Genomic DNA, 20,421 nt, shown 5'->3' with positions numbered 1-20,421 from the left:
GGCGCGCGGCGTGGGCGGAGGCGGGCCGCACCCGGCCCGCCGCGCCACGCCGCGCCGTCGTCACCGCGGGCTGCCGACCCCGCCCGTGCAGGGCGCTCCGGGCTCCGGCGTCTGCGGCCCCTCGCGGTAGTACGACACGAACTGCGCCAGGCGCGGGTCCGCCGGGGACTCCAACGCGAGCTGCACGCCCCACGCGCTGGCGACCACGGGGGCGGGGAGACCGTCGTACGGCGTCAACAGCACGAAGGGGCCGCCCAACAGCGTCTCCAGTTCCGCCACTTGGTCGTTCGGCAGGTCCGGCCGGTAGGTCACCCACACCGCGCCGTGCTCCATCGAGTGCACGGCCATGCTCGCGTCCTGCTCGGTCCGGTATATGCCGCAGTTGAGCCAGCGCGCATTGTGCACGCCGCCCGCGGGAGGCGTGAGGTCATAGACGACGCGCCGCTTCTCGTGGGTGCGTTCGACGGTGTACGCGACGACGCCGTCGATCGGCGAGACGGCGTTCGAGGCCGGCACCGCCTTGTCGGTGACCGTGGCCCCCGGCTGGTCGTCGGACCCGGAGTCCGAGCCGGAGTCGTCGCCAGTGCCGTCGGGGGCCGGGCTGCCGGAAACCTTGGGCCGGGTGCCGCCGTTGCCCGCGTCGCCGCCCTTGCCTCCGTCGCCCTTCGCGGTGGCCGACGCCGCGGCCTCGTCCTCGTTCTTGCCCTTCACCAGGTCCTCGGCTCCGCCGTCGGCGCATCCGGTGAGACCGAACACCGCGAACAGCGCGGCGGCCGCGGCCGCTTCGGACACCCGCACACGTCGGCGCGAACTCCCCCGTGGCGTCCTCGACATGCTGCCCCTCCCGATGAAGCCGCTCCCGGCGCCCGTCGGACCCGCTGGTCCCGAGTAGCCGAGCGTAACGCGCCTCAAGTGCGGGGCGGCTCCGGGTCCACGACGACACAGCGCGTACCGCTGTAGATGGTCGGCATGCACTTGTTGCAGTGGATGCACAGGGACTTGACGGCCCGTCGGGACTCGTCGGCGGCTATCCGGTTGATCAGGTCGGGCTCACGCAGGATGGCCCGGCCCATCGCCACGAACTCGAAGCCCTCGGCCATCGCGAGGTCCATCGTCTCGCGGTTGGTGATGCCGCCGAGCAGGATCAGCGGCAGCTTCATCTCGGCGCGGAACTGCCGGGCGTACTCCAGCAGGAACGCCTCCTGGTACGGGTACGCGATCAAGAACTTCTTGCCCATCAGCTTGATGCCGAGCTGCGTCGGCTGCGGGAAGGTGGCCGCGAACTCCGGGATGGGCGCGTCGCCGCGGAAGAGGTACATCGGGTTCAACAGCGAGCTTCCGGCGGTCAGTTCGAGGGCGTCGAGGCCGCCGTCCTCCTCCAGCCACTTCGCGGTCTGCAGGCTCTCGGTGAGCCAGATGCCGCCCGGCACGCCGTCCGCCATGTTGAGCTTGGCGGTGACCGCGATGCGGTCGCCGACCGCGTCGCGCACCGCGCGCACGACGCCGCGGGCGACCTTGGCTCGGTTCTCCAGCGCGCCGCCGTACGCGTCCTTGCGGCGGTTCAGCTTCGGGCTCAGGAACGCGCTTGCGAAGTAGTTGTGGCCGAGGTGGATCTCGACGGCGTCGAACCCGGCCTCGACCGCGGTGCGGGCCGCGTTGGCGTGCGCCTCGGTGACCCGGCGGATGTCCTCCTCGGTCGCGGCCTTGCTGGTCTTCATGCTGATCGGGCTGAAGAGCCGGCCGGGCGCGAGCGCGGGCAGCCGGTTCGACTTGGCGTTGGCGACCGGGCCGGCGTGGCCGATCTGGGCGGACACCGCGGCGCCTTGGGCGTGCACGGCGTCCGTGAGGCGGCGCAGGCCGGGCACCGCTTCGGGCCGCATCCATATCTGGTGCCGGTCGGTGCGTCCCTCGGGTGCGACGGCGCAGTACGCGACGGTGGTCATGCCGATGCCGCCCGCAGCGGGCTTGACGTGGTAGTCGATCAGCGCGTCGGTGACGAGTGCGTCCGGCGTGACGCCCTCGAACGTGGCGGCCTTGATGATGCGGTTGCGCAGCGTCAGTGGCCCGAGCTTGGCGGGCGCGAGGACGTCGGGTGCGGCGTCCGCGGGGGTGCGCATGGCGGGGGTGTCGATGGGCGTGGTCAAGGCGTTCACCCTTCGGGGGCGGGATCGGGGGTGGGACCGGGGGCGGTGGACGGATCGGTGGGCACACCGGCGGACGTGCCGCCGGGCGCGCCGGGACGGTCGTCGGCCGCCGGGTCGGGGGCGTCGAGCCCGGCGGCGATGAAGGCGACCACTTGGCGGGGGTCGGGCGGCGGGGTGGCGCCGAGCCGGTCGGCGGGCGCGAGGGGTTCGCCGTACGTCTGGAGCAGCAGCGTGAACGCGAGCCGCCAGCGGTCGCGCACCGCGTCGGCGCCGAGGTCCGGGCGCATGAGCTGGAGCAGTTCGCGCCACGGCCGGTGGCCGAACCACGGCTCGTTCCAAGGGAGTTTGTCGTTGTTGAGGACAACGCGCGCCAGCAGGTGCAGCAGCATGGGGCCGTCGGGTGTCCGCACGAGCCGGTCGAACGGGCGGACGATGATCGCCGCCAGTTCGGCGGCCTCGGGCACCCAGCCGGCCGCGCGGCGGGCGCCGAGCGCGTCGAGGCCGTCCGCCCACAGCGGGCCGAGGCGCTGTTGGAGCAGCGCGACGACCAGGGCCTCCTTGGAGCCGAAGTGGTAGTGCACGGCGGCCGGGTTCATGCCGGCGGCGGCGTTGACGGCGCGCACGGAGACCTTCTCGTAGCCCTGCGCGAGGAACAGGCGCTCGGCCTCGGCCAGCAGGCGCGCCCGGGTCGCGGCCGTCGCACCGTTCGGTACGCGCTCTCGGCCGGTGGTTCCGGTGGTCCTGCCGCGGGTGCTCATGGGCGGCCATGACAGCACGGTTCGCGAGAGTTTTCAATCACTGATTGAAAGCTCCCGCGAAGGACCGGGGGAACGTGTACCGGCGGATGCGCTCCGGAGGGTGTCGGCCAGACGGAAGGCGGGGCCTGGCCGGGGTTGGCCGGGGCGGGGTGGCCGGGCCGGGGGTAGCCGGACCGGGACAGTCGGACCGGGCGGCCGGGCCGGAAGGTCCGGAGGAAGGGTCCGACGGGGGACGGTGGGCCGGTCGGCGGCCGCGGGTGGCCGGGTCGGCGGGAGGGGCGGTCAGGCCAGGGGGACGATCAGGACCGGGCAGCGGGCGTGTTCGATGACGGCGTGGGCGACGTGGCCGACCCAGTGCCGCAAAAGGCCGTTGCGGTGGCGTACCCCGACGACCGCGACCGCGGCGTCCGAGCTGGCCTCGACGACGGTGCCGGCCGCGTCGCCGAGGACCGCCTGCTCGGTGCTCAGGACGTCCGGGTAGAGCCCGCGGACCTGGCCGAGCGCACTGTCGAGGCAGACGGCGTGCGCCTCGGTGACCGCCTTGAGGTCCTCGGGACTGGGGCCGGAGAGGCCGACGTAGCCGGGCCAGGCGTACGCGTGCACCGCGAAGACCGGCAGCCCCCACCGCCGCGCTTCCCCGAACGCCGCACGGGCGGTCGGTGCGTCGCCCTCGCCCTGGATGCCGACGACGACCTTGCCCCCGTCGAGGACGAGGTCGCCGTCCTCGCTCGGATCGCCGTGCTCGCCGCGGACGACGAGGAGCGGGCAGGGCGTGCGGGCGGCCAGGAAGCGGGCCACCGAGCCCAGCAGCAGGTCCGCGAACCCGCCGCGGCCCCGGGACGAGACGACCATCAACTCGGCTTCTCCGGCTGCTTCGAGGAGGACGTCGCCCGGCAGGCCGACGCCGACATCGCCCTCGACGGAGAGTTCCGGGTGCCGGTGCAGGACGCGGGCGGCGGCGGCTTCGACGAGGCGGGCGGCGGCCTGTTGGGCGGGGGCGTCGGGCACTTCGCGGCCCTCGGGGCTGCCCTTGGGGTGCGGGGGCGCGGCGGTGGGGACGCGTACCGCGTGCACGATGCGGAGCATCGCGCCGCGGCGTACCGCTTCGGCGGCGGCCCGCATGACCGCGCGCATGCCGGGATCGGATCCGTCGGTACCGACGACCACGAGCCCCGGGGAGGCCCCTGCGGGACCGGGGATCGACGGCTTGGCCGTCTCGACTGCGGTGTTCACGTGTTCCTCCACGGCTCGGGCGCACAGGTCGGCGCAGGGTGCGCGCGTCTTGGCGGACAGCGGGACGCGTACCCGTTCCGATGGGTATCACCACATCTGAGCGCCTGCCCCGGTCGTTGGTCCCGGCCGGGCGGGACTTTGGACCCGGTGACCGGAACCGACCGCCGACCGAATTCGTCTCGTTGACGAGAAACACGCGCCCTGGTTATCGTCATCATGACGACATGAGATCAGCCTGATCCGTCCACCCGCCCCCGGGGGAGTTCCGATGGTCCACATCCAGCGCCGCCCGTTCGTCAGCCACCTGCGCGCCGATCCGGTCCAGTGGGTACGCCACCAGAGCCGCGGCGAGGTCGTCCACGAGGGCCTCGGGCTCGCGTTCTGGTTCCGGCCGCTGATCGCGGCGCTCAGCGAGGTCCCGATCGACGACCGCGAACTGCCGGTGCTCTTCCACGTCCGCACGCGCGACTTCCAGGACGCGACCGTGCAGGGCACCGTGACCTACCGCATCACCGACCCCGGAGTCGCCGCCACCCGGCTGGACTTCGGCGTCGACCCCGGCACCGGCCAATGGCGGTCCACTCCCCTCGACCAGCTCGCGTCCCTGCTCACCGAAAGCGCGCAGCAGCACGCCGTCGATACCCTCGCGGGGCTCGACCTGACGGAGGCGGTCACGCGCGGACTGACCGAGGTACGCACGCGCGTGGCCACGGGCCTGGCCGAGGACGCGCGGCTCAGCGACTCGGGCGTCTCCGTCCTGGGGGTACGCATCACCTCGATCCGCCCCGACGCCGACCTGGAGCGCGCCCTCCAGGCGCCGGCCCGCGAGCGCGTGCAACAGGCCGCCGACGCCGCCGGGTTCGAGCGGCGTGCGCTCGCCGTCGAGCGCGAGCGGGCCATCGCCGAGAACGAACTCCAGAACCAGATCGAACTGGCCCGGCGCGAGGAGCAGTTGGTCGAGCGCAAGGGCCTCAACGACCGTCGGCGCGCGGAGGAGACGGCCGCCGCGGCCCGCATCGAATCCGAGGCGCGGGCGGAACGCGACCGGCTGGCCGCCGCGACGGCGGCGGAGAACCGGCGCGTACTCGGCGCCGCGGAGGCGGAGGCGCATGCCGCGCATGTCGCGGCGTACGCGAACGCCGATCCGGCGGTGCTGCTCGCCCTCGCGGCCCAGGAACTCGCCGAGCAGTTCCCGAACATCGGCACGCTCAACATCACGCCCGACCTCATCAGCGGAGCGCTCGCCCGGCTCGGCGGGTCGCGGCCGCCCGGCCCCGACGGCCCGGCGGCTCCGAACGCCCTCGGCCCGCAAGGCCCGCGGAGTCCACGGAGTCCGCAAAGCCCGCAGAATCCGCAGAGCCCGTACAACGACGACCCGATCAACCAGGGCCGCGCCTGATGGCCCAGGTGCCCAGGGCGGTGTTCGTACACCGCCAGTCCGCACTGCAGGACCTGATCAACCGGCACGGCACGGTCAACCAGGGCCGGTTCTTCCTCAAGAACAAAGGCCTCAGCTCGTCGAGTCTGGAGAAGGGGGCCGACGTCGTCCAGGACGCGCTGGCCCGCGCGGGGGCCTCGGTGCCCGCGCACTGGCGGCGCGGCAGCGTGGAGCGCGGCGACCTCGACCGCTTCCTGTTCGACGAGCACGACGTTGTCGTGGTCGTCGGCCAGGACGGCCTGGTTGCCAACGTCGCCAAGTACCTCGACGGGCAGCCGGTCATCGGGGTCAAGGCCGACCCGGGCGGCGAGGGACTGCTGACCCGGCATCAAGCCGACGACTGCGTACGGCTGTTCGCCGAGGTCGAAGGCGGCCGGGCGCGTTGCGAGATGCGCACGATGGCGGAGGCCCGCACCGACGACGGGCGTACCCTCACCGCACTCAACGAGGTGTTCCTCGGCCACCCGACGCACCAGACCGCCCGCTACCGCATCACCACCCCCGACGGACGCTCCGAACGGCAGGCGTCCTCGGGGGTGTTGGTCGGCACCGGGACAGGGTCGACCGGATGGTGCGGCTCGGTGCAGCGCGAACGCCCGGGCGCGCCCGCGCTGCCCACGCCCACGCAGGAGCAACTGGCGTGGTTCGTACGCGAGGCGTGGGCCTCCCCCACCACCGCAACCGGCCTGACCCACGGCACGCTGAACGGGTCGGCGACGCTGTCGCTGACCGTCGAGTCCGAGGGGCTGGTGGCGTTCGGCGACGGGATCGAGGCGGACCGCCTTGTCCTGTCGTGGGGGGAGCGGGTGGACGTCGGCACGGCCGGGAAGCGGCTGCGCCTCGTCGTGTGACCCGGATAAGCCGGGTGGGTCGGGTCGGGGGGTCGGGCGGGCCGTACTCGCGGGGGGGCGGCGTGCCGGGTACGCCGGTGGGACCCGGCGTACCCGTGCCTGCCGCGGGGCCCTCAGAAGTTGAGGTTGCCCAGGAGGTTCGCGACGCTGTTGCCGCTCGTCCGGATGCTCGGCGCGATGGCGGTGCCGGCCACGTAGAAGCCGAGCAGCACGCACACGACGGCGTGCCAGATCTTCATGCCGCCTTTGCGGATGAAAAGGAACATGATCACGCCGAGCAGGACGACGGTGGAGATGTTCAAAGCCATGGGGACTCCTCGAAAGGGCGCAGGGGGAAGCGCTGGGGACGGCACGCTTTGCCGCGACCGGGGATTTGGTGGCTTGACCCATGCCTGGGGCGCTTGTGGCGCTTGCGGCACAGCATCGGAACGACTACCGAAAGTGTCTATAAAGTAGCAAAGCGTCATCTTTCCCTCGATGTGCGGCGCACCCGGCGACGGCGTGTCCCGGACAGATCACCCGTACGCCCGGACCGTCAGGGAATCTGTCTTCCCCGTGCGCAGGCCTCGTGGCATGCTCCGGGCACCGCTCCAACGAGCCGTACCACCTCGCGCACCGCCCGTACCTTTTCCGTCCTGAGAGGTCCGCCGTGCCCCACCCCGCACCCGCCGCATCCGACGTCGCCGACCTCGACGTCTACTCCGCCGACGCCTACGAGGACGGCATCCCGCACGCCGCCTTCGCGACGCTGCGCCGCGAGTCGCCCGTCCACCGCCACCCCGACCCCGAAGTCCCCGAAGGCTTCTGGGCGGTGACGCGGCACGCCGACGTCGTGACGGTGTCCCGCAACCCGGAGATCTTCTCGTCCCACGAACGGCTGTCCCTGCTCCAGGAACCCGTGGGCGACGCGCTCGACACGCAGCGCCTGATGATGCTCAACATGGATCCGCCGGAGCACTCCCGGCTGCGCAACATCGTCAACCGCGGCTTCACGCCGCGCACCACGCTGACCCTGGGGGGCAAGGTCGAGGAGGCGTGCGAGCGCATCGTCGACGAGGCGGTCGCGCAGGGCGAGGGCGACTTCGTCACGATGGCCTCCGCCGAGCTGCCGCTCGTGGTGATCGCCGACCTGATGGGCGTCCCGCAAGAGCACCGGCACCAGCTCTTCCACTGGTCCAACAAGCTCGTCGGCGCGGAGGACCCCGACCTCGGCGAGGGCCTGGAGGCCGGCCAGGCGGTGCAGATGGAGATGTTCCAGTACGCCGACCAGCTCGGCGCCGAGAAGCGCGCGTGCCCGGTCGACGACATCGTCTCCAAGCTGGTGCAGCCGGACCGCGACGGGAACGAGCTCACCGCGCTGGAGTTCGACCTCTTCTTCATGCTGCTCGCGGTCGCCGGGAACGAGACCACCCGCAACGCGATATCCGGCGGCATGCTCGCGCTGATCGAACACCCGGAGCAGTGGGCCCGGTTGCGCGAGGACCCGGACGGCCTGGCGCCGACCGCCGCCGACGAGATCGTGCGCTGGGTCTCCCCCGTCAACGCGTTCCGGCGAACCGCCGTGCAGGACACGGAACTCGGCGGCCAGAAGATCTCGGTCGGCGACAAGGTGATCGTGTACTACAGCTCGGCGAACCACGACGAGGACGTCTTCGCCGACCCACACACCTTCGACATCGGCCGCGACCCCAACCCGATGCTCGGCTTCGGCGGCGGCGGTCCGCACTTCTGCCTGGGCCGCCACCTGGCCAAGCTGGAACTCGAGATCATGTTCAAGACGCTGGCGCGGAAGATCGAGCGCGTCGAACTCACCGGCCCGGCACGGCGGATGCGGTCGAACTTCCTCAACGGCGTTAAGGACATGCCGGTACGCATCATCCCGGCCTGATCAGCCGACGGGCCCTGCCCGGGATCGCACCCGGGCTCGCTCGGTCCGGGCCGGCCCGGTCCGGCTCCCCGGCTCCGCCGGTCCGGCCCGCGACCTAGACCAGGCCGTACGCCTCGGCGCGGCGGCGGGCGTACCTGCGGCGCCACGACAGGTGCCACATCACGCCCGCCCCGGTCGGGGCCACCCGCAGGATGCGGATGCGCTCGACCGGGTCGGCGTGGTGGAGGTACAGGGCGACGAACGCCGGCATGTCGCGGCCCCACGTCCGCAACGTACGCCGCAGCAGGCGGCGTTGCTCGTGGTTGCCGACGTGCCGGCGCATCAGGGGGAACATCTCGCGTTCCTCCTGGTAGGTGTGGCGGGCCACCAGGTCGTGCAGTCGGCCGACGACCGGGGAACGCTCGCGCAGCGGGACCCGGACGTCGCCGGCCCGGCGCATGAGGGTGTCCAGGGAGTCGTGGTCGCCTTCCAGTGCGACGAACACCCGCCCTGCCGCGGGGACCCGCAGCCGGGCACGCACGCGCGGGTAGACGAACGCGTCCTCTTCGCGGTGGTGCGCGGCGAGGAAGCGCAGCACCAGGGCGAGGTGGTCCTCGACGGCCCTGGACTGCCGGATGTCGGCGGGGTTGACCTCGCGGGTGGCGACGGTGAGGCGCGCCAACTCCTCGCGCAGGGCGCGGTGCGCGACGTAGCCCGTGGTCAGGTCGAGGGGTGCGGACGGCTGAACGACGGGTGATGCCACGGGGACCGCCAGTGAGGTGCTCGGACTCGGTCGGCTGAGCCCCACAGCTTCGCACACCGCGGCGTCGTAATTCGGCACTACAAGACGGTTTTTCGTCGTTCTTCGGAACTGGTCGCAAGTCGATCGTTCCCGGCGGCGTCCACCCCGGCGGACCGGGGTCGCCGCTTCGGGAAACGCCCCTCCACGACCGGATGCGACCGAATGCCGACGGGTCGGCCCGGCACGCACGCCGCGAAGGGGCGAACGAACCGGCTACTGCTCGATGTTCGGAATCTGCCAGTCGATCTTGTCGTGGCCCATCTTCTCCAGGGCCGCGTCGATCTGCGAGAACGGCTTGCTGCCGAAGAACTTCTTCGCGGACAGCGGCGACGGGTGCGCGCCCTCGACGATGACGTGGCGCCCGGTGTCGATGAGCGCGGCCTTCTTGCGGGCGTGCGCACCCCACAACACGAACACCACAGGCTTCTCACGGTCGTTCACCGACTTGATGACGGCGTCGGTGAAGCGCTCCCAGCCCTGGCCCTTGTGCGAGGCGGCCTCGTGCGCGCGTACCGTCAGCACGGTGTTGAGCAGCAGCACGCCCTGCTCGGCCCACGGCATCAGGTAGCCGTTGTTCGGAACGGTCAGGCCCAGGTCGGTGCCCAGTTCCTTGTAGATGTTGCGCAGCGACGGCGGGACCTTGATCCCGGGGCGCACCGAGAAGCACATGCCGTGCGCCTGGTTGTCGTCGTGGTACGGGTCCTGCCCGACGATGAGGACCTTCACGTCGTCGTAGGCGGTCGCCTCCAGGGCGGAGAACACCTCGGCCTCGGGCGGGAAGACCTGGTGTGCCGCGCGCTCGGCGTCGACGAACGCGGTGAGTGCGGCGTAGTAGTCCGCGGTCAGTTCCTCCGCGAGCACCGGGCGCCACGACTCGGGCAACGTCTGCACAGCACAACCTCCACGCATTGGTACGGCCGTCGGCCCGGTCCACGGACGGCGGTCCGGCCGGGCGACTTGGTGTGCTCCCAAACGTAGTCGCCCGAGCGGACAACGGGGGCGGCGCCCGCCGGTTCGGGTGCATCGACCGGCGGGCGCCGCCCCCGCATGCGGAGTTGAGGACGCGTCAGACCGTCTCGTCCGGCTTCTCGTCCTTCTGCTCGGGCTTGTAGCAGAGCTTCAGCAGCAGCGCGGCGTTGGCGATGCCGAGGCCCGCGGCGACCAGCGCGGGCTTGGCGCCCGACGAGTCCCGGCCGAAGAGCCGGTCGACCGAGTACTTGCCGTTGCCGAGGCCCGCGAGCGCGACCGCCGCGCCGCCGACGACCGCGCAGTACTCCCAGCCGCCCTTGAAGACGAAGTAGCCCTTGCCGCGGTGGTCGGTACGCGCCGCCACGGACATCAGGCCCACCGTCGCGGCCGCGGGCAGCGGGTTCGCGATGCCGAGCGTGAGGCCGACACCGGCGGCCATCTCGGTGCCGGCGGCCATCTTGGCGTGCACCTCGGCGGGCTTGAGGCCGAGCGCCTCGAACCAGCCCGTGGTGCCCTTGAGGCCGCCGGGGCCGGCGACCTTGTTGTAGCCGTGCGCGAAGAGCATCGGGCCGAGGGTGGCACGCAGCACCAGCGCCGCGACGTCCTTGCCCGTGCCGTCGGCCGCCTTGCCCACCGAGGCCGCCTTCTTCCTGCCGAACATCGCCCACCTCATCTTTTCGCCACCGCGTCCGCCGCCGTTTCGGGCGGTACGGCACGCCACGCGGACCGCGGGGGGCCGACCGGATCTGACCCACCGTCACATTGCCTAGGCAACCTACCGGACACACCCCCAGGTGTGCCGTGGCGCAGGTCATCCCGGTGGGACGGGACTCGCGCACCGTACGCGCGCCCGCGTCCCCACCCCATTGATGGGCACACCCCCGCCGGGGTCAAGGATCACCTGACGGAAACGGCACGATTCCTTGCGGAACAGCGAAGTGACGCCCAGTCACGATTCGGGTGCCGACAGTCGTCGGCGACGTTGTGCGCGCGTGACCGGGGCGGTCACCGGCCAAGGTGACCCGAGGTGGTCAGCGGCCCGCGAGTTCGGCGAGGTGTTGGGCGGTGACGCGGCCCGAGCGGTCCGCGTGGACGAGGACGTCCGACTGCAGCCACGCCAACGCCGTCACCGGCGCGCCCGCAAAGCGGCGGGCGACCGGGGTCGCGGTACGCCGCGCCGAGCCGGCCCTGACGTCCCACAGCGAGAGGGCGCCGTCGAGCCCGCCGGTCGCGATGACCGCGCCCCGGGCCGGGCGCCACGCGGCCACGCCCATGGCCACGCGCGCCTCCAGGCGCCGCGGGCGCGGGCGTACCCGGCCGCCGCGGGCGGCGAGGTCCCACACCGTCAGGCCGGCGTCCACCTCGGCCGCGAGCCACTGGCCCGTACCGTCCACGGACAGCCCGTCGATGAGCCCGGGGCCCTGCGTCGGAAGGTCCTCGTGGGTGCCGCCGATGCCGCGGATGTAGACGCCGGGGCCGTCGCCCGCCGCGCAGAGCCAGGCACCGTCCGTGCCGCCCGCGAGCACCCGGACCGGCGACGGGTACGACCACGCCGCGACGCGTCCGCGCGGCGAGAACGCGTGCACCTCGCCGCCGAGCGCCACCGCGACCGTGTTGCCCCGGTCGAACCACGTCACGTCGTCGACGGTCACCGCGCCGTCGACCGGCCGCCACTGCTCGAGCCCGCGGTCGGCCTCGAAGATGCGTACCGTGCCGCCGCACGCGACCGCGCACAGGTTGTCGTCCGACCACGCGAACTCCGCCGGGGTGTCGGTCGTACGCGTCATCACCGCGCCGTCGGCGACGCGCCACAGCGCGTACCCGCGCGGGCCCGCGAGCGCCACCACGCTGCCGTCCGGCGAGAACCGTACGCGCCGCGCCCCGCCGGGCAGGACGAGCCGGGCCAGCAACTGCCCTGTGGCGGCGTCGAGAAGATGTGCGGGCCCGCTTTGGCAGGCGACCACACACAATGTGCCCGATACCGCCAACGCGGCGGGCACATCGTCGATTTGGCGTTCCCATCCCGGAGCGGCCTGCGTCGCCATCGCACCCATCGCGGTCCTCTCGTCCGGTTGCGCGACTCCGGGATCCGCGCCCACGAATCGCCCCCGCGCGGACAGCCTTTCGACGCCGTGTTACGGCTGTGAAAACTTCATCGCTCGGTTCGGTTTCCGGTTGACACGCGGGCCCGAGTTCGATCTTGCGACGGACGGTCAGGCGGACGCCTTCTGCTTGCGGCGGTGGCGCTTCGGCGCGGCGTGCCCGTGGTGGCCGGAAGTCGCGGGCACCTGCTCGCGGGACGCGACGAACGCGGCAAGTGCCGTGGTCACCGGGACGGATGCGACCAGGCCGATGCTGCCGACGAGAGTACGCACCACTTCCTCCGCGACGATCTCGCTCGTCACCACGTCCTGGGTGCCTAGGTCGGATCCGGAGAAAAGGAGCAGCAGCGGCAGCGAGGCGCCCGCGTACGCGAGGACAAGGGTGTTGACGGTCGAGGCAATGTGGTCGCGCCCGATGCGCACCCCCGCGCGGTAGAGATCGCGGGCTCGTAGCGCCGGGTTGGCGTGCTTCAGCTCCCACACCGCAGATGTCTGAGTGACCGTCACATCGTCGAGCACGCCCAGCGATCCGATGACGACGCCGGCGAGCAGCAGGCCGCGTACGTCGACCTCCGCGTGCAGCGCCCGGACCATCGACGCCTCCTCGGACGCCATCCCGGTGAGCCGCGTCAGGCCGATGAACACCTCGCCGAGCACACCGATCAGGGCCAGGCTGGCCAGGGTTCCCAGGACCGCGATGGAGGTGCGCGCGCTGAATCCGTGGCAGAGATACAGCGTCACGAGCATGATCGCGGACGCTCCGACGACGGCCACCGGGAGCGGCGAACTCCCTTGCAGTATCGCGGGAAGGACGAACCACACCAGGACGGCGAAGCTGCCGGCGAGGCCGACGAGCGCCATCAGGCCGCGCAGTCGGCCTATGGCGACGACGGCGACGGCGAAGATGGCGGCGAGCCACAGCATCGGCTTGTCCCGCTGGAAGTCGACGATGGTCCACTGGGCTTCGGGCGGGGCGTCGGCCGCGTAGTCGAGCACGACCTCGTCACCGACCTTCAGGCCCGCCAACCCGGCGCCGGGACTGATGAGTTGACGGACCGTCGTACCGCGCCCCGGCCCCTTGGTGACGTCGACGGCCACGGAGGTGCAGCCCCGGTCGGTGTCCGCGGCGGAGCCGTCGGCGGGTGCCGATCCCGAAGCGGGCCCCGCGCCTTCGCCGGGCAGACCGCCTTCGGCCGCCGCCGGGTCCTCCGCGGGAGAGGCACCCGGCGGAGCAGCCCCGGCCGGTGGACCGGAGCCATCGGCGCCGGACACCGCGGGGTCGCACGACACGGCCGCGGTCGACGTCACTTCGCCGTACGCCGTTGCGACCTTCCCCTGGTCCGCGCGATGGGACTTGGTGTCCTGGTCGGGCCACAGCACGAACATGCCGAGCGCGACCACGGCCGCGAAGGGGACCAGGATCAGCGCCAGCAGTCGGCGTACCCGCTTGGACGCGGGGATGGCCGGACCGTGCGAGTGGGCGTGCGAGTGGCCGCCGTGACCTCCATGACTTCCGCGATCGCCATGCCCCCCATGTCCGCCTTGTCCGCCGCCCTCGCGGCCGCCGCGCGCGGCCCGGCGGCCGGACGGTACGTCGGTTCCCCCGCCCGGCGTAGCGTCGCGATCCCCCTCGCGGTGCGTCGCCGGACGCGGCTCGTCGCCGGGGGCCGATCGCGGCGGTGAGGCGGGCTGCTGCCGCCCCGCGGGCGGGCCTGCGACGCGTCCGCTCGACATGCCGTCGGGACCGTAGCCGACCCCGCGTGTGTACCCCTGCCCCGACACCTGCGCGGGATACTGCCCGGCCCCGGGCCCCTGCCCTGGAATCCGCCCCGGAGCTCGACCCGGTGTCGGTCCGGGCCCCTGCCCGGGGACCTGTCCAGGACCCTGCCCGGGGACCTGCCGCGGACCTTGCCCCGGCCCGCCCGGCCCGGGCCCCTGCCCGGGTGCCCGACCGGGGTACCGGCGGGGGTCCGGGCCGTGGCCGTACGGACCCCCGGCGTCGGCGGCACGGTCGTCGGTCATGGTCGCCTCCGGTGTGGGGGCCGTCACTTTCTCGTACGGAGCGCGCGCCGGGCAAGTCATCCCACTCACCGCAATCCACCGCGCGCGAACCTGCGCGGAGGCGCCCCGTGGCCACCTGACTCCCCGTTCCGGCCGCCCGACTGCTAGGAAGGTCGCTGACAGTTGGTCGGGGATCGGACAGAAGAGCGACTGCATGCAGCAGAACACGTCATCGAAGACGCTCCGCCGCGCCGCGGCCGTCGCCATAGCGGCCGGGGTCATCGCCATCGCGGCACCCGTGACCGTACGCGCGGTACCCGGCCTCCAAGAGGACCCGCCGCCGGTCCTCGCGGACACCGGCGCGTCGGGCAACGAACAGGCCATTCTCACCGCGGGGGTGGCGATGCTCCTCGGCGGCGCGGTCGTGGTCGGCGCCGCCCGCTTCCGCGCGGCCCGCGCCGCCGCGGCGGCCGAAGAGGACGAACTCTGGGACGACGAAGAGTGGGACGACGACGAAGACCCCACCCCCGAAGCAACCACCCCCGAATCCCCCGCAGTTCCGCCCCGGCCATCCGAGACGGCGCCGGAAGCGGGGCCTGACGCAACGTCAGAGGCAAGGCCCCAGACAGACCCCGAGCAACCGGCACCGCCCGAACCCGCAAACGCCACAACCACCCACCCGCCCGACAAGTCCCCGAACCCACCAACCCACAGCCAGGACACCAACGAAACCGAGGACACCGACTCCGGCGCCGACAAGCAGGCCGACAACGACGGCCAGGGCACGAGTGAAGCGGAGAAAAACAAGGCCTCGGACATCAGCGAGAAGGACCGTCCGCCGACCGAGCCGACCTGACCAACGCAACAAGAACGAACACCCCGTGCGACGGCACCAGATGCTCACGTACATCGGCGGGTATGCGCCCCCTTCGGCGCCCATGGCCGTGATCGTCCACCCTTGCGCGTCGGGCCCGTCGCGGCGGACGTTGCAAGTGGCCGCGTCGGGGCGCGCCTACGGAACGATTGAAGTGATCGGCATCGACACGGGGAAGCCGCCGGCAGAAGCCCTCTCCCCCCTGACGGAGGTCATCGGGGAGTTCATGGAAAGCGCGACTGCCCAGTCACCTTGAATTGCGGAGTCCCCCGCCGCGCGTGGCAAGCGGCGCGGGCTAATCCGCGGTGCGGGCGCCGGTGGCCAGGTCGGGGCGGGGCCAGGCGGTGTCCTGGGCGTCTTCGATGGAGCGGTTGAAGCGGGTCAGTACGTCGAGGAGTTCGCGGCGTTCCTCCGGGCTCCAGTCGCCGAGGACGCGTTCGATGCCGCGGCAGTAGCGTTCCCGGTCGGCCGCGAGGCGGCGCCTGCCCTCCTCGGTCGCCCGCAGCTTGCGCGCGAGCCCGCCGTCGGGGTCCACGATGCGCTCCGCGAGGCCGCCGCGCAGCAGCGCGGCCACCTGGCGGTTCACGGTGGAGGTGTCGAGCTTGAAGGCGTCCGCGAGTTGGCCGATCGACATCGGCCCCTCGGCTTCGAGCCGGCTGATGAGCAGGTACGCCGACCGTTCGAGCGGCTGCCCCTCGACATTGCGGTTGACCATCACCTGATGCCGGGCCAGGAGCATGCACTCACGCTCGATGCGGGCCAGCAGGTGGTCCAACACGTCGTCCTCCCTCGGGTCGCTTACTGCCGGAACGCCCGTCCGTGTCACGAGGTTCCGGGCATTTTCCACTTGTTGGCGCCCCCAGAGTATGCACGATACACAATATGTGTATCGTGCATACGGAACCACCCGCCGATTCGGGGCGGGGAGCTTCGGAGGGCACATGAACGCCGCACCACCCGTAGACGCGATCCACCCCGGCCCCGGCGGCGCACGTCGCAGCCCCGGGGTCATCGTCACGGTCCTGGCCTTCTGCGGCATCGTCGTCTCGCTGATGCAGACACTCGTCGTCCCCCTGCTCACCGAACTCCCCCGGCTCCTGGACACCTCGGCCTCCAACGCCTCGTGGGTGGTGACCGCGACCCTGCTCTCCGGCGCGGTGTGCACCCCGGTGATGGGACGCCTGGGCGACATGTACGGCAAGCGCCGCATCCTCGCGCTGTGCCTCGGCATGCTCACCACCGGCTCGGTGATCTGCGGGCTGAGCGACTCGATCCTGCCGATGATCGCGGGCCGCATCCTCCAGGGCGCCTCGTTCGGGGTCATCGCGCTCGGCATGAGCCTGATGCGCGACGAACTGCCGCCGGCCCGCCTCGGCCCCTCGGTCGCGCTGATGAGCGCGACGCTCGGCATCGGCGGCGCGGTCGGCCTGCCGGTCGCCGCGCTGGTCGCGCAGAACGCGGACTGGCACATGCTCTTCTGGGGTGCCGCCGCCCTCGGTGTCGTCGACATCGCCCTGGTCCTGCTCCTCGTGCCCGAGTCGCCGGTACGCACCCCCGCGCCCTTCGACTTCATCGGCACCCTCGGCCTGTCCGCGGGCCTCGTCTCGCTGCTGCTGGCCATCTCCAAGGGCGCCGACTGGGGCTGGAGCAGCGGACGTACGCTCGGACTCTTCCTCGCGGCGCTGGTCATCCTCCCGCTGTGGGGCTTCGGCGAACTGCGCACCACCGCGCCCTTGGTCGACCTCCGCGTCAACGCCAAGCCGCAGGTGCTCTTCACCAACCTGGCGTCCATCGTGATCGGCTTCGCGATGTACGCGCAGTCCCTCGTCTTCCCGCAGATCCTCATGCTGCCCGAGGAGACCGGCTTCGGCCTCGGCAAGTCGATGGTGGTCACCGGTCTTGTGATGGCCCCGGCGGGCCTCGTGATGATGTTCGTGTCCCCGCTGTCCGCGAAGCTGTCGGCGGCCAAGGGGCCCAAGGTCTCGCTTTTGGTCGGCAGCGCAATCACGGCGCTCGGCTACCTGCTCTCGCTGGCGATGCTGGACGCGGTGTGGAAGATCGTCGTCGCGGCGTCGGTGTCCGCGGCCGGCTGCGCGCTCGCGTACTCGGCGATGCCGGCGCTCATCATGCAGGCCATCCCGCCGCAGCAGACCGGCGCGGCGACCGGGCTCAACACCCTGATGCGCTCGATCGGCACCTCCAGTTCGGCGGCGGTGATCAGCATGGTCCTCGCCAGCATGACCGTGTCCCTGGGCGGCCGGGCGATCCCGTCCCTCGACGCCTTCCGGACCAGCCTGTGGGTCGGCTGCGCCGCGGCGGTCGCGGCCACCCTGGTCACACTGCTGATCCCGGCGCGCAAGGCGGCACCGGAAATCGGAGCGGTGGCACCGGCCGCGCCGCGCCCCGCACACGACGCGGCCGGCGCCACGGCCTCGGCCGGCTGACGCCGGATCAGGAACCGTATGCACGAATCGCCCGGACTCCCGGACCGCACACACCACTCAGGAGCAGTACGCCCTGCTCACGGCCGGTACTCGTACGCCCCGGCCGTCGCACCCTCCTCCGGGACCGGCGCCCCGGTGATGTCGACCGTGTAGCCGGTCGGCTCGCCGCGCCCGATCGCCGGGCTGCCGGCCCGCACCCGCAGGTCGTCGGGGCCGGTGAAGCGCGGGTCCGCGAACACCGAGTCGGGGCCCGCGTCGAACTGGTGCTGCGAGCCGTCGTAGACGCCGGTGTCCTCGTCGGCGCCCACGCCGTCCTCGTACCCGCTCTTCCAGCCGACGGCGATGACGTTGTTGCGCAGCTTGAGGATGTCCGTGTCGCAGCCGCCGTGGCACACCCAGCCCTGCGACTCCGCGCCCGGCAGGTACACCGAGTTGTTCACCACGAGCGTGCCACGCACCGGGCCGAGGCCGGTGTCGGGGCCGCGCGTGACCAGGAAGCTGCCGCGCTCGTACTTGGAGGTGACGACGTTGTACGCGAACACGTTGCCGTCGGCCGTCTTGTCGGTGTCGTGCCCGAGCTCGGTGAAGGTCTCGTTGTCGCGCGTGACGTTGTACTCGATGCGGTTGCGGTCGCCGTCGTAGATCTCGACCGCGGCGCCGTCGTACCCGTAGTCGTGGCTCGTCGCGTAGCTCCCGGCGATCGTGTTGCCGGTGATGAGGTTGTCGTCGCCGTTGAGCAGCACGCCGAACGCGCCGGAGTCGTCGTCGCCGCCCGGGTCGTCGACGCTCATCTTGTTGTTGTCGATCAGCTCGGAGCCGCGCACGGTGTTGTGGTGCGCGGTGTCGGCGATGGACACCCCGACGACGTTGTCGTCCGCGCGGATGGCCTCCAGCGTGTTGTGGTGGCCCTTCTCGATCTCGACGCCGGCCCAGTCGCAGCCGGTCAGCCGCAGGTCCCGGACGGTCCAGTACGAGCCGGTCAGCCACACGCAGTTCGCGCCGCCGCCGACGACCGGCCGTTCGCCGGTGCCGTACGCGCCGACGGTGAGCGGCTGGCCCGCGGTCCCGCTGCGGGACAGCGCGAGCGTGCCGTTCCACTCCTCGCCGCGCTTGAACAGGACGGTGTCGCCCGGCCGCAGCGCGGCTGCGGAGACCTTGCCGAGGGTGCGCCAGGCCGTGGCGGCGGAGGTTCCCGCTTGGCTGTCCGAGCCGGCGGAGGCGTCGACGTAGTACGTGGTGCCCGCGGCGGCGGTGCCGTCCGCCGCCGCGTCGAAGGACGGCAGTGCCGCCGCGGCGCCCAAGGCGAGCAGTAATGCGGTTCCGGACGCCGCCGCCTTGTGCCGGCGGATTCCCGAAAGGCCCATGGTCTGTCCCTTCCGAACGCTTGTGGATGCGAGCGATTTCGGCCGGACCTGCGGCGGGACGCGCCGGTCGTGCGGTCCGGCGCCAGGAACCTAGGCCGACCGCCGCACAGTCGTCCACGCACCATCCGCCCGGCGCGCGGAGTATCCACATCACGCCGAAGGGGCGGTGCGGCCACATGGTGGCCGCACCGCCCCTTCGTGCTCTCGTGCGAGTCGGCGCCGTCAGCTCGGGACCATCAGGCGTTCGCGCAGTGACGCGAGGGTGCGGGCCAGCAGGCGGGAGACGTGCATCTGGGAGATGCCGACGCGCTCGCCGATCTGGGCCTGGGTGAGGTTGCCGTAGAAGCGCATGACGAGGATCGCGCGCTCGCGGCCGGGCAGTTCGGCGAGCAGCGGGCGCAGGGCCTCGCGGTACTCGACGAGGTCGAGTTCGTGGTCCTCGGCGCCGAGCCGGTCGCCGACGGTCTCCTGCCCCTCGGCGTCGCCGTACGCGGTCTCGTCGAGCGACGTGGCCGTGTAGACCGTGCAGGCGTCGAGGCCCTCAACCACCTCCTCCTCGGTGATGCCGATGCGTTCGGCGAGTTCCCGGGGAGTGGGGGTGCGGCCGAGGGTCGCGGTGAGCTCGTCGGTCGCGCGCAGGAGTTCGGTACGCAGTTCGCGCAGGCGGCGAGGTACCCGCACGGACCACGACGTGTCTCTGAAGAATCGTTTGATCTCTCCGATGATGGTCGGCATCGCGTAGGCCATGAAGCTGCTTCCGCGATCGGCCTCGTAGCGGTCGATGGCCTTGATGAGGCCGATCGTGCCCACCTGCACGATGTCCTCGACCGGTTCGCCGCGGCGCCGGTAGCGCCCCGCGGCGTGCCGGACCATCGGGAGGTTGAGCTCGACCAGCAGGCCGCGCACGTAGCTGTGCTCGGCGGTCCCGGCCTCCAGGGCGGCAAGGCGGGCGAGCAGTGCGTCGCCCGCCTCGCGGGCGAGCGGTGTGGGCAGGTGGTTGAGCAGTTGCGGGTATGCGAGCAGTTCGTCGATGTTGACCGCAGACGTGACCGGTGCCGGCTCCTCGTCGTCGGAGGGCGCGGCGGCGCGCGTCCCGCGCGGCTTCCCGGGCTCGGGAAGCTCGGCGGGAGGCTCGGCGGAGTGCCCGCCGGGGTCGGCGGCGCGGTCGGCAGCGGGCACGCTCGCGGGCTCGGTCGCCGTGGCCGACGGGCGTTTGCCCCGGGCCACGGCGGCGTCGTACTCGAGGCGCACAGCCATACAGGTCTCCCAAACCGGACGGACAGACACCGAAACCCCGAGCGGACACTGAGTCTGTGACGCCGGACACGTAAGGGCAAGAGGCCCGACGGGTTACGGAAGCATCCAAAACACCACAAAACGCCCCTCTACGGGCGTAAACGCGCGCAAAGAGCGTCGGAAAAACTGATGAGACGCCGTCCGTTCGGCCCAACCCAGACCCCGACCGGCCCCAAAACGACACCGCGCGGGGGTGTCCGCCCGGCGGAGTCGAGGACCCTGCCGGACAAACACCACCGCGCGGCGATGTATGTCACATTTATCAAATTTCAGGCAAC

General features: G+C 72.0%; 18 protein-coding genes. 5 read left to right on the top strand and 13 right to left on the bottom strand.

The features are described from left to right. Nucleotides 1-60: 60 nt before the first annotated feature. From ACWD12_RS23860 to ACWD12_RS23845, 4 genes are all read right to left on the bottom strand, one after another. The gene (locus ACWD12_RS23860) at nucleotides 61-834 is read right to left on the bottom strand and encodes a DUF3105 domain-containing protein (RefSeq protein ID WP_450101229.1); all 774 of its coding nucleotides are present in this window, start codon (nucleotides 832-834) and stop codon (nucleotides 61-63) included. A 74-nt stretch (nucleotides 835-908) separates the two neighbouring features. Beyond that, a complete protein-coding gene (locus ACWD12_RS23855; protein ID WP_450101321.1) occupies nucleotides 909-2,117 on the bottom strand; it encodes an NADH:flavin oxidoreductase in 1,209 nt (402 codons plus the stop codon). Between the two features lie 32 nt (nucleotides 2,118-2,149). After that, complete coding sequence (locus ACWD12_RS23850; RefSeq protein WP_450101228.1) at nucleotides 2,150-2,902, bottom strand: TetR/AcrR family transcriptional regulator; 753 nt, start codon at nucleotides 2,900-2,902, stop codon at nucleotides 2,150-2,152. A gap of 282 nt (nucleotides 2,903-3,184) precedes the next feature. Continuing rightward, on the bottom strand, nucleotides 3,185-4,135 hold the full coding sequence (locus tag ACWD12_RS23845; RefSeq protein ID WP_450101227.1) for a universal stress protein: 951 nt from the start codon (nucleotides 4,133-4,135) through the stop codon (nucleotides 3,185-3,187). Nucleotides 4,136-4,403: 268 nt separating this feature from the next. Here ACWD12_RS23845 and ACWD12_RS23840 point away from each other — a divergent pair, with 268 nt between their 5' ends. Both ACWD12_RS23840 and ACWD12_RS23835 read left to right on the top strand, forming a co-directional pair. Then, nucleotides 4,404-5,534, top strand: a complete 1,131-nt coding sequence (locus ACWD12_RS23840) for an SPFH domain-containing protein (protein WP_450101226.1) — start codon at nucleotides 4,404-4,406, stop codon at nucleotides 5,532-5,534. Beyond that, nucleotides 5,534-6,424 (top strand): hypothetical protein, encoded by an 891-nt coding sequence (locus ACWD12_RS23835; RefSeq protein ID WP_450101225.1) that lies wholly within the window; start codon nucleotides 5,534-5,536, stop codon nucleotides 6,422-6,424. Before ACWD12_RS23840 ends, ACWD12_RS23835 begins: the two co-directional genes overlap by 1 nt. A gap of 113 nt (nucleotides 6,425-6,537) precedes the next feature. On the opposite strand, the gene ACWD12_RS23830 is transcribed toward ACWD12_RS23835, so the two are convergent. Continuing rightward, nucleotides 6,538-6,732 (bottom strand): DUF2304 domain-containing protein, encoded by a 195-nt coding sequence (locus ACWD12_RS23830; protein ID WP_358363673.1) that lies wholly within the window; start codon nucleotides 6,730-6,732, stop codon nucleotides 6,538-6,540. Between the two features lie 341 nt (nucleotides 6,733-7,073). On the opposite strand from ACWD12_RS23830, the gene ACWD12_RS23825 reads away from it, so the two are divergent. Next, on the top strand, nucleotides 7,074-8,312 hold the full coding sequence (locus ACWD12_RS23825; protein ID WP_450101224.1) for a cytochrome P450: 1,239 nt from the start codon (nucleotides 7,074-7,076) through the stop codon (nucleotides 8,310-8,312). A 94-nt stretch (nucleotides 8,313-8,406) separates the two neighbouring features. Here the strand turns inward: ACWD12_RS23825 and ACWD12_RS23820 are convergent, their stop codons facing one another. The 5 genes from ACWD12_RS23820 to ACWD12_RS23800 all read right to left on the bottom strand — a co-directional run bounded on the left by ACWD12_RS23820 (nucleotide 8,407) and on the right by ACWD12_RS23800 (nucleotide 13,898). Continuing rightward, on the bottom strand, nucleotides 8,407-9,054 hold the full coding sequence (locus ACWD12_RS23820; RefSeq protein ID WP_450101223.1) for a hemerythrin domain-containing protein: 648 nt from the start codon (nucleotides 9,052-9,054) through the stop codon (nucleotides 8,407-8,409). A gap of 252 nt (nucleotides 9,055-9,306) precedes the next feature. Further along, nucleotides 9,307-10,002 carry a uracil-DNA glycosylase gene (locus ACWD12_RS23815; RefSeq protein ID WP_450101222.1) on the bottom strand — a complete coding sequence of 232 codons (696 nt, stop codon included), beginning with the start codon at nucleotides 10,000-10,002 and terminating at the stop codon, nucleotides 9,307-9,309. A 157-nt stretch (nucleotides 10,003-10,159) separates the two neighbouring features. Next, nucleotides 10,160-10,723: a DoxX family protein gene (locus ACWD12_RS23810; protein WP_450101221.1), complete on the bottom strand. Its 564-nt coding sequence runs from the start codon at nucleotides 10,721-10,723 to the stop codon at nucleotides 10,160-10,162. A gap of 370 nt (nucleotides 10,724-11,093) precedes the next feature. After that, complete coding sequence (locus ACWD12_RS23805) at nucleotides 11,094-12,116, bottom strand: WD40 repeat domain-containing protein (protein WP_450101220.1); 1,023 nt, start codon at nucleotides 12,114-12,116, stop codon at nucleotides 11,094-11,096. Between the two features lie 159 nt (nucleotides 12,117-12,275). Beyond that, nucleotides 12,276-13,898 carry a YibE/F family protein gene (locus ACWD12_RS23800; protein ID WP_450101219.1) on the bottom strand — a complete coding sequence of 541 codons (1,623 nt, stop codon included), beginning with the start codon at nucleotides 13,896-13,898 and terminating at the stop codon, nucleotides 12,276-12,278. Between the two features lie 481 nt (nucleotides 13,899-14,379). Here ACWD12_RS23800 and ACWD12_RS23795 point away from each other — a divergent pair, with 481 nt between their 5' ends. Then, nucleotides 14,380-15,021: a hypothetical protein gene (locus ACWD12_RS23795; protein WP_450101218.1), complete on the top strand. Its 642-nt coding sequence runs from the start codon at nucleotides 14,380-14,382 to the stop codon at nucleotides 15,019-15,021. 313 nt (nucleotides 15,022-15,334) lie between these two features. Here the strand turns inward: ACWD12_RS23795 and ACWD12_RS23790 are convergent, their stop codons facing one another. Next, a complete protein-coding gene (locus ACWD12_RS23790; protein WP_450101320.1) occupies nucleotides 15,335-15,814 on the bottom strand; it encodes a MarR family winged helix-turn-helix transcriptional regulator in 480 nt (159 codons plus the stop codon). A 166-nt stretch (nucleotides 15,815-15,980) separates the two neighbouring features. On the opposite strand from ACWD12_RS23790, the gene ACWD12_RS23785 reads away from it, so the two are divergent. Next, nucleotides 15,981-17,483, top strand: coding sequence for an MFS transporter (locus ACWD12_RS23785; RefSeq protein WP_450101217.1), 1,503 nt, complete (start codon nucleotides 15,981-15,983; stop codon nucleotides 17,481-17,483). A gap of 77 nt (nucleotides 17,484-17,560) precedes the next feature. Here ACWD12_RS23785 and ACWD12_RS23780 read toward each other — a convergent pair whose 3' ends face one another. Both ACWD12_RS23780 and ACWD12_RS23775 read right to left on the bottom strand, forming a co-directional pair. Then, on the bottom strand, nucleotides 17,561-18,847 hold the full coding sequence (locus ACWD12_RS23780; protein WP_450101216.1) for a right-handed parallel beta-helix repeat-containing protein: 1,287 nt from the start codon (nucleotides 18,845-18,847) through the stop codon (nucleotides 17,561-17,563). Between the two features lie 222 nt (nucleotides 18,848-19,069). Beyond that, the gene (locus ACWD12_RS23775; RefSeq protein ID WP_450101215.1) at nucleotides 19,070-20,104 is read right to left on the bottom strand and encodes an RNA polymerase sigma factor SigF; all 1,035 of its coding nucleotides are present in this window, start codon (nucleotides 20,102-20,104) and stop codon (nucleotides 19,070-19,072) included. Nucleotides 20,105-20,421 lie beyond the last annotated feature (317 nt).

It is taken from the genome of Streptodolium elevatio (genome assembly GCF_053592165.1).
Note: the sequence above shows the minus strand (reverse complement) of the source record. Positions and strands in the feature narration are given on the sequence as shown.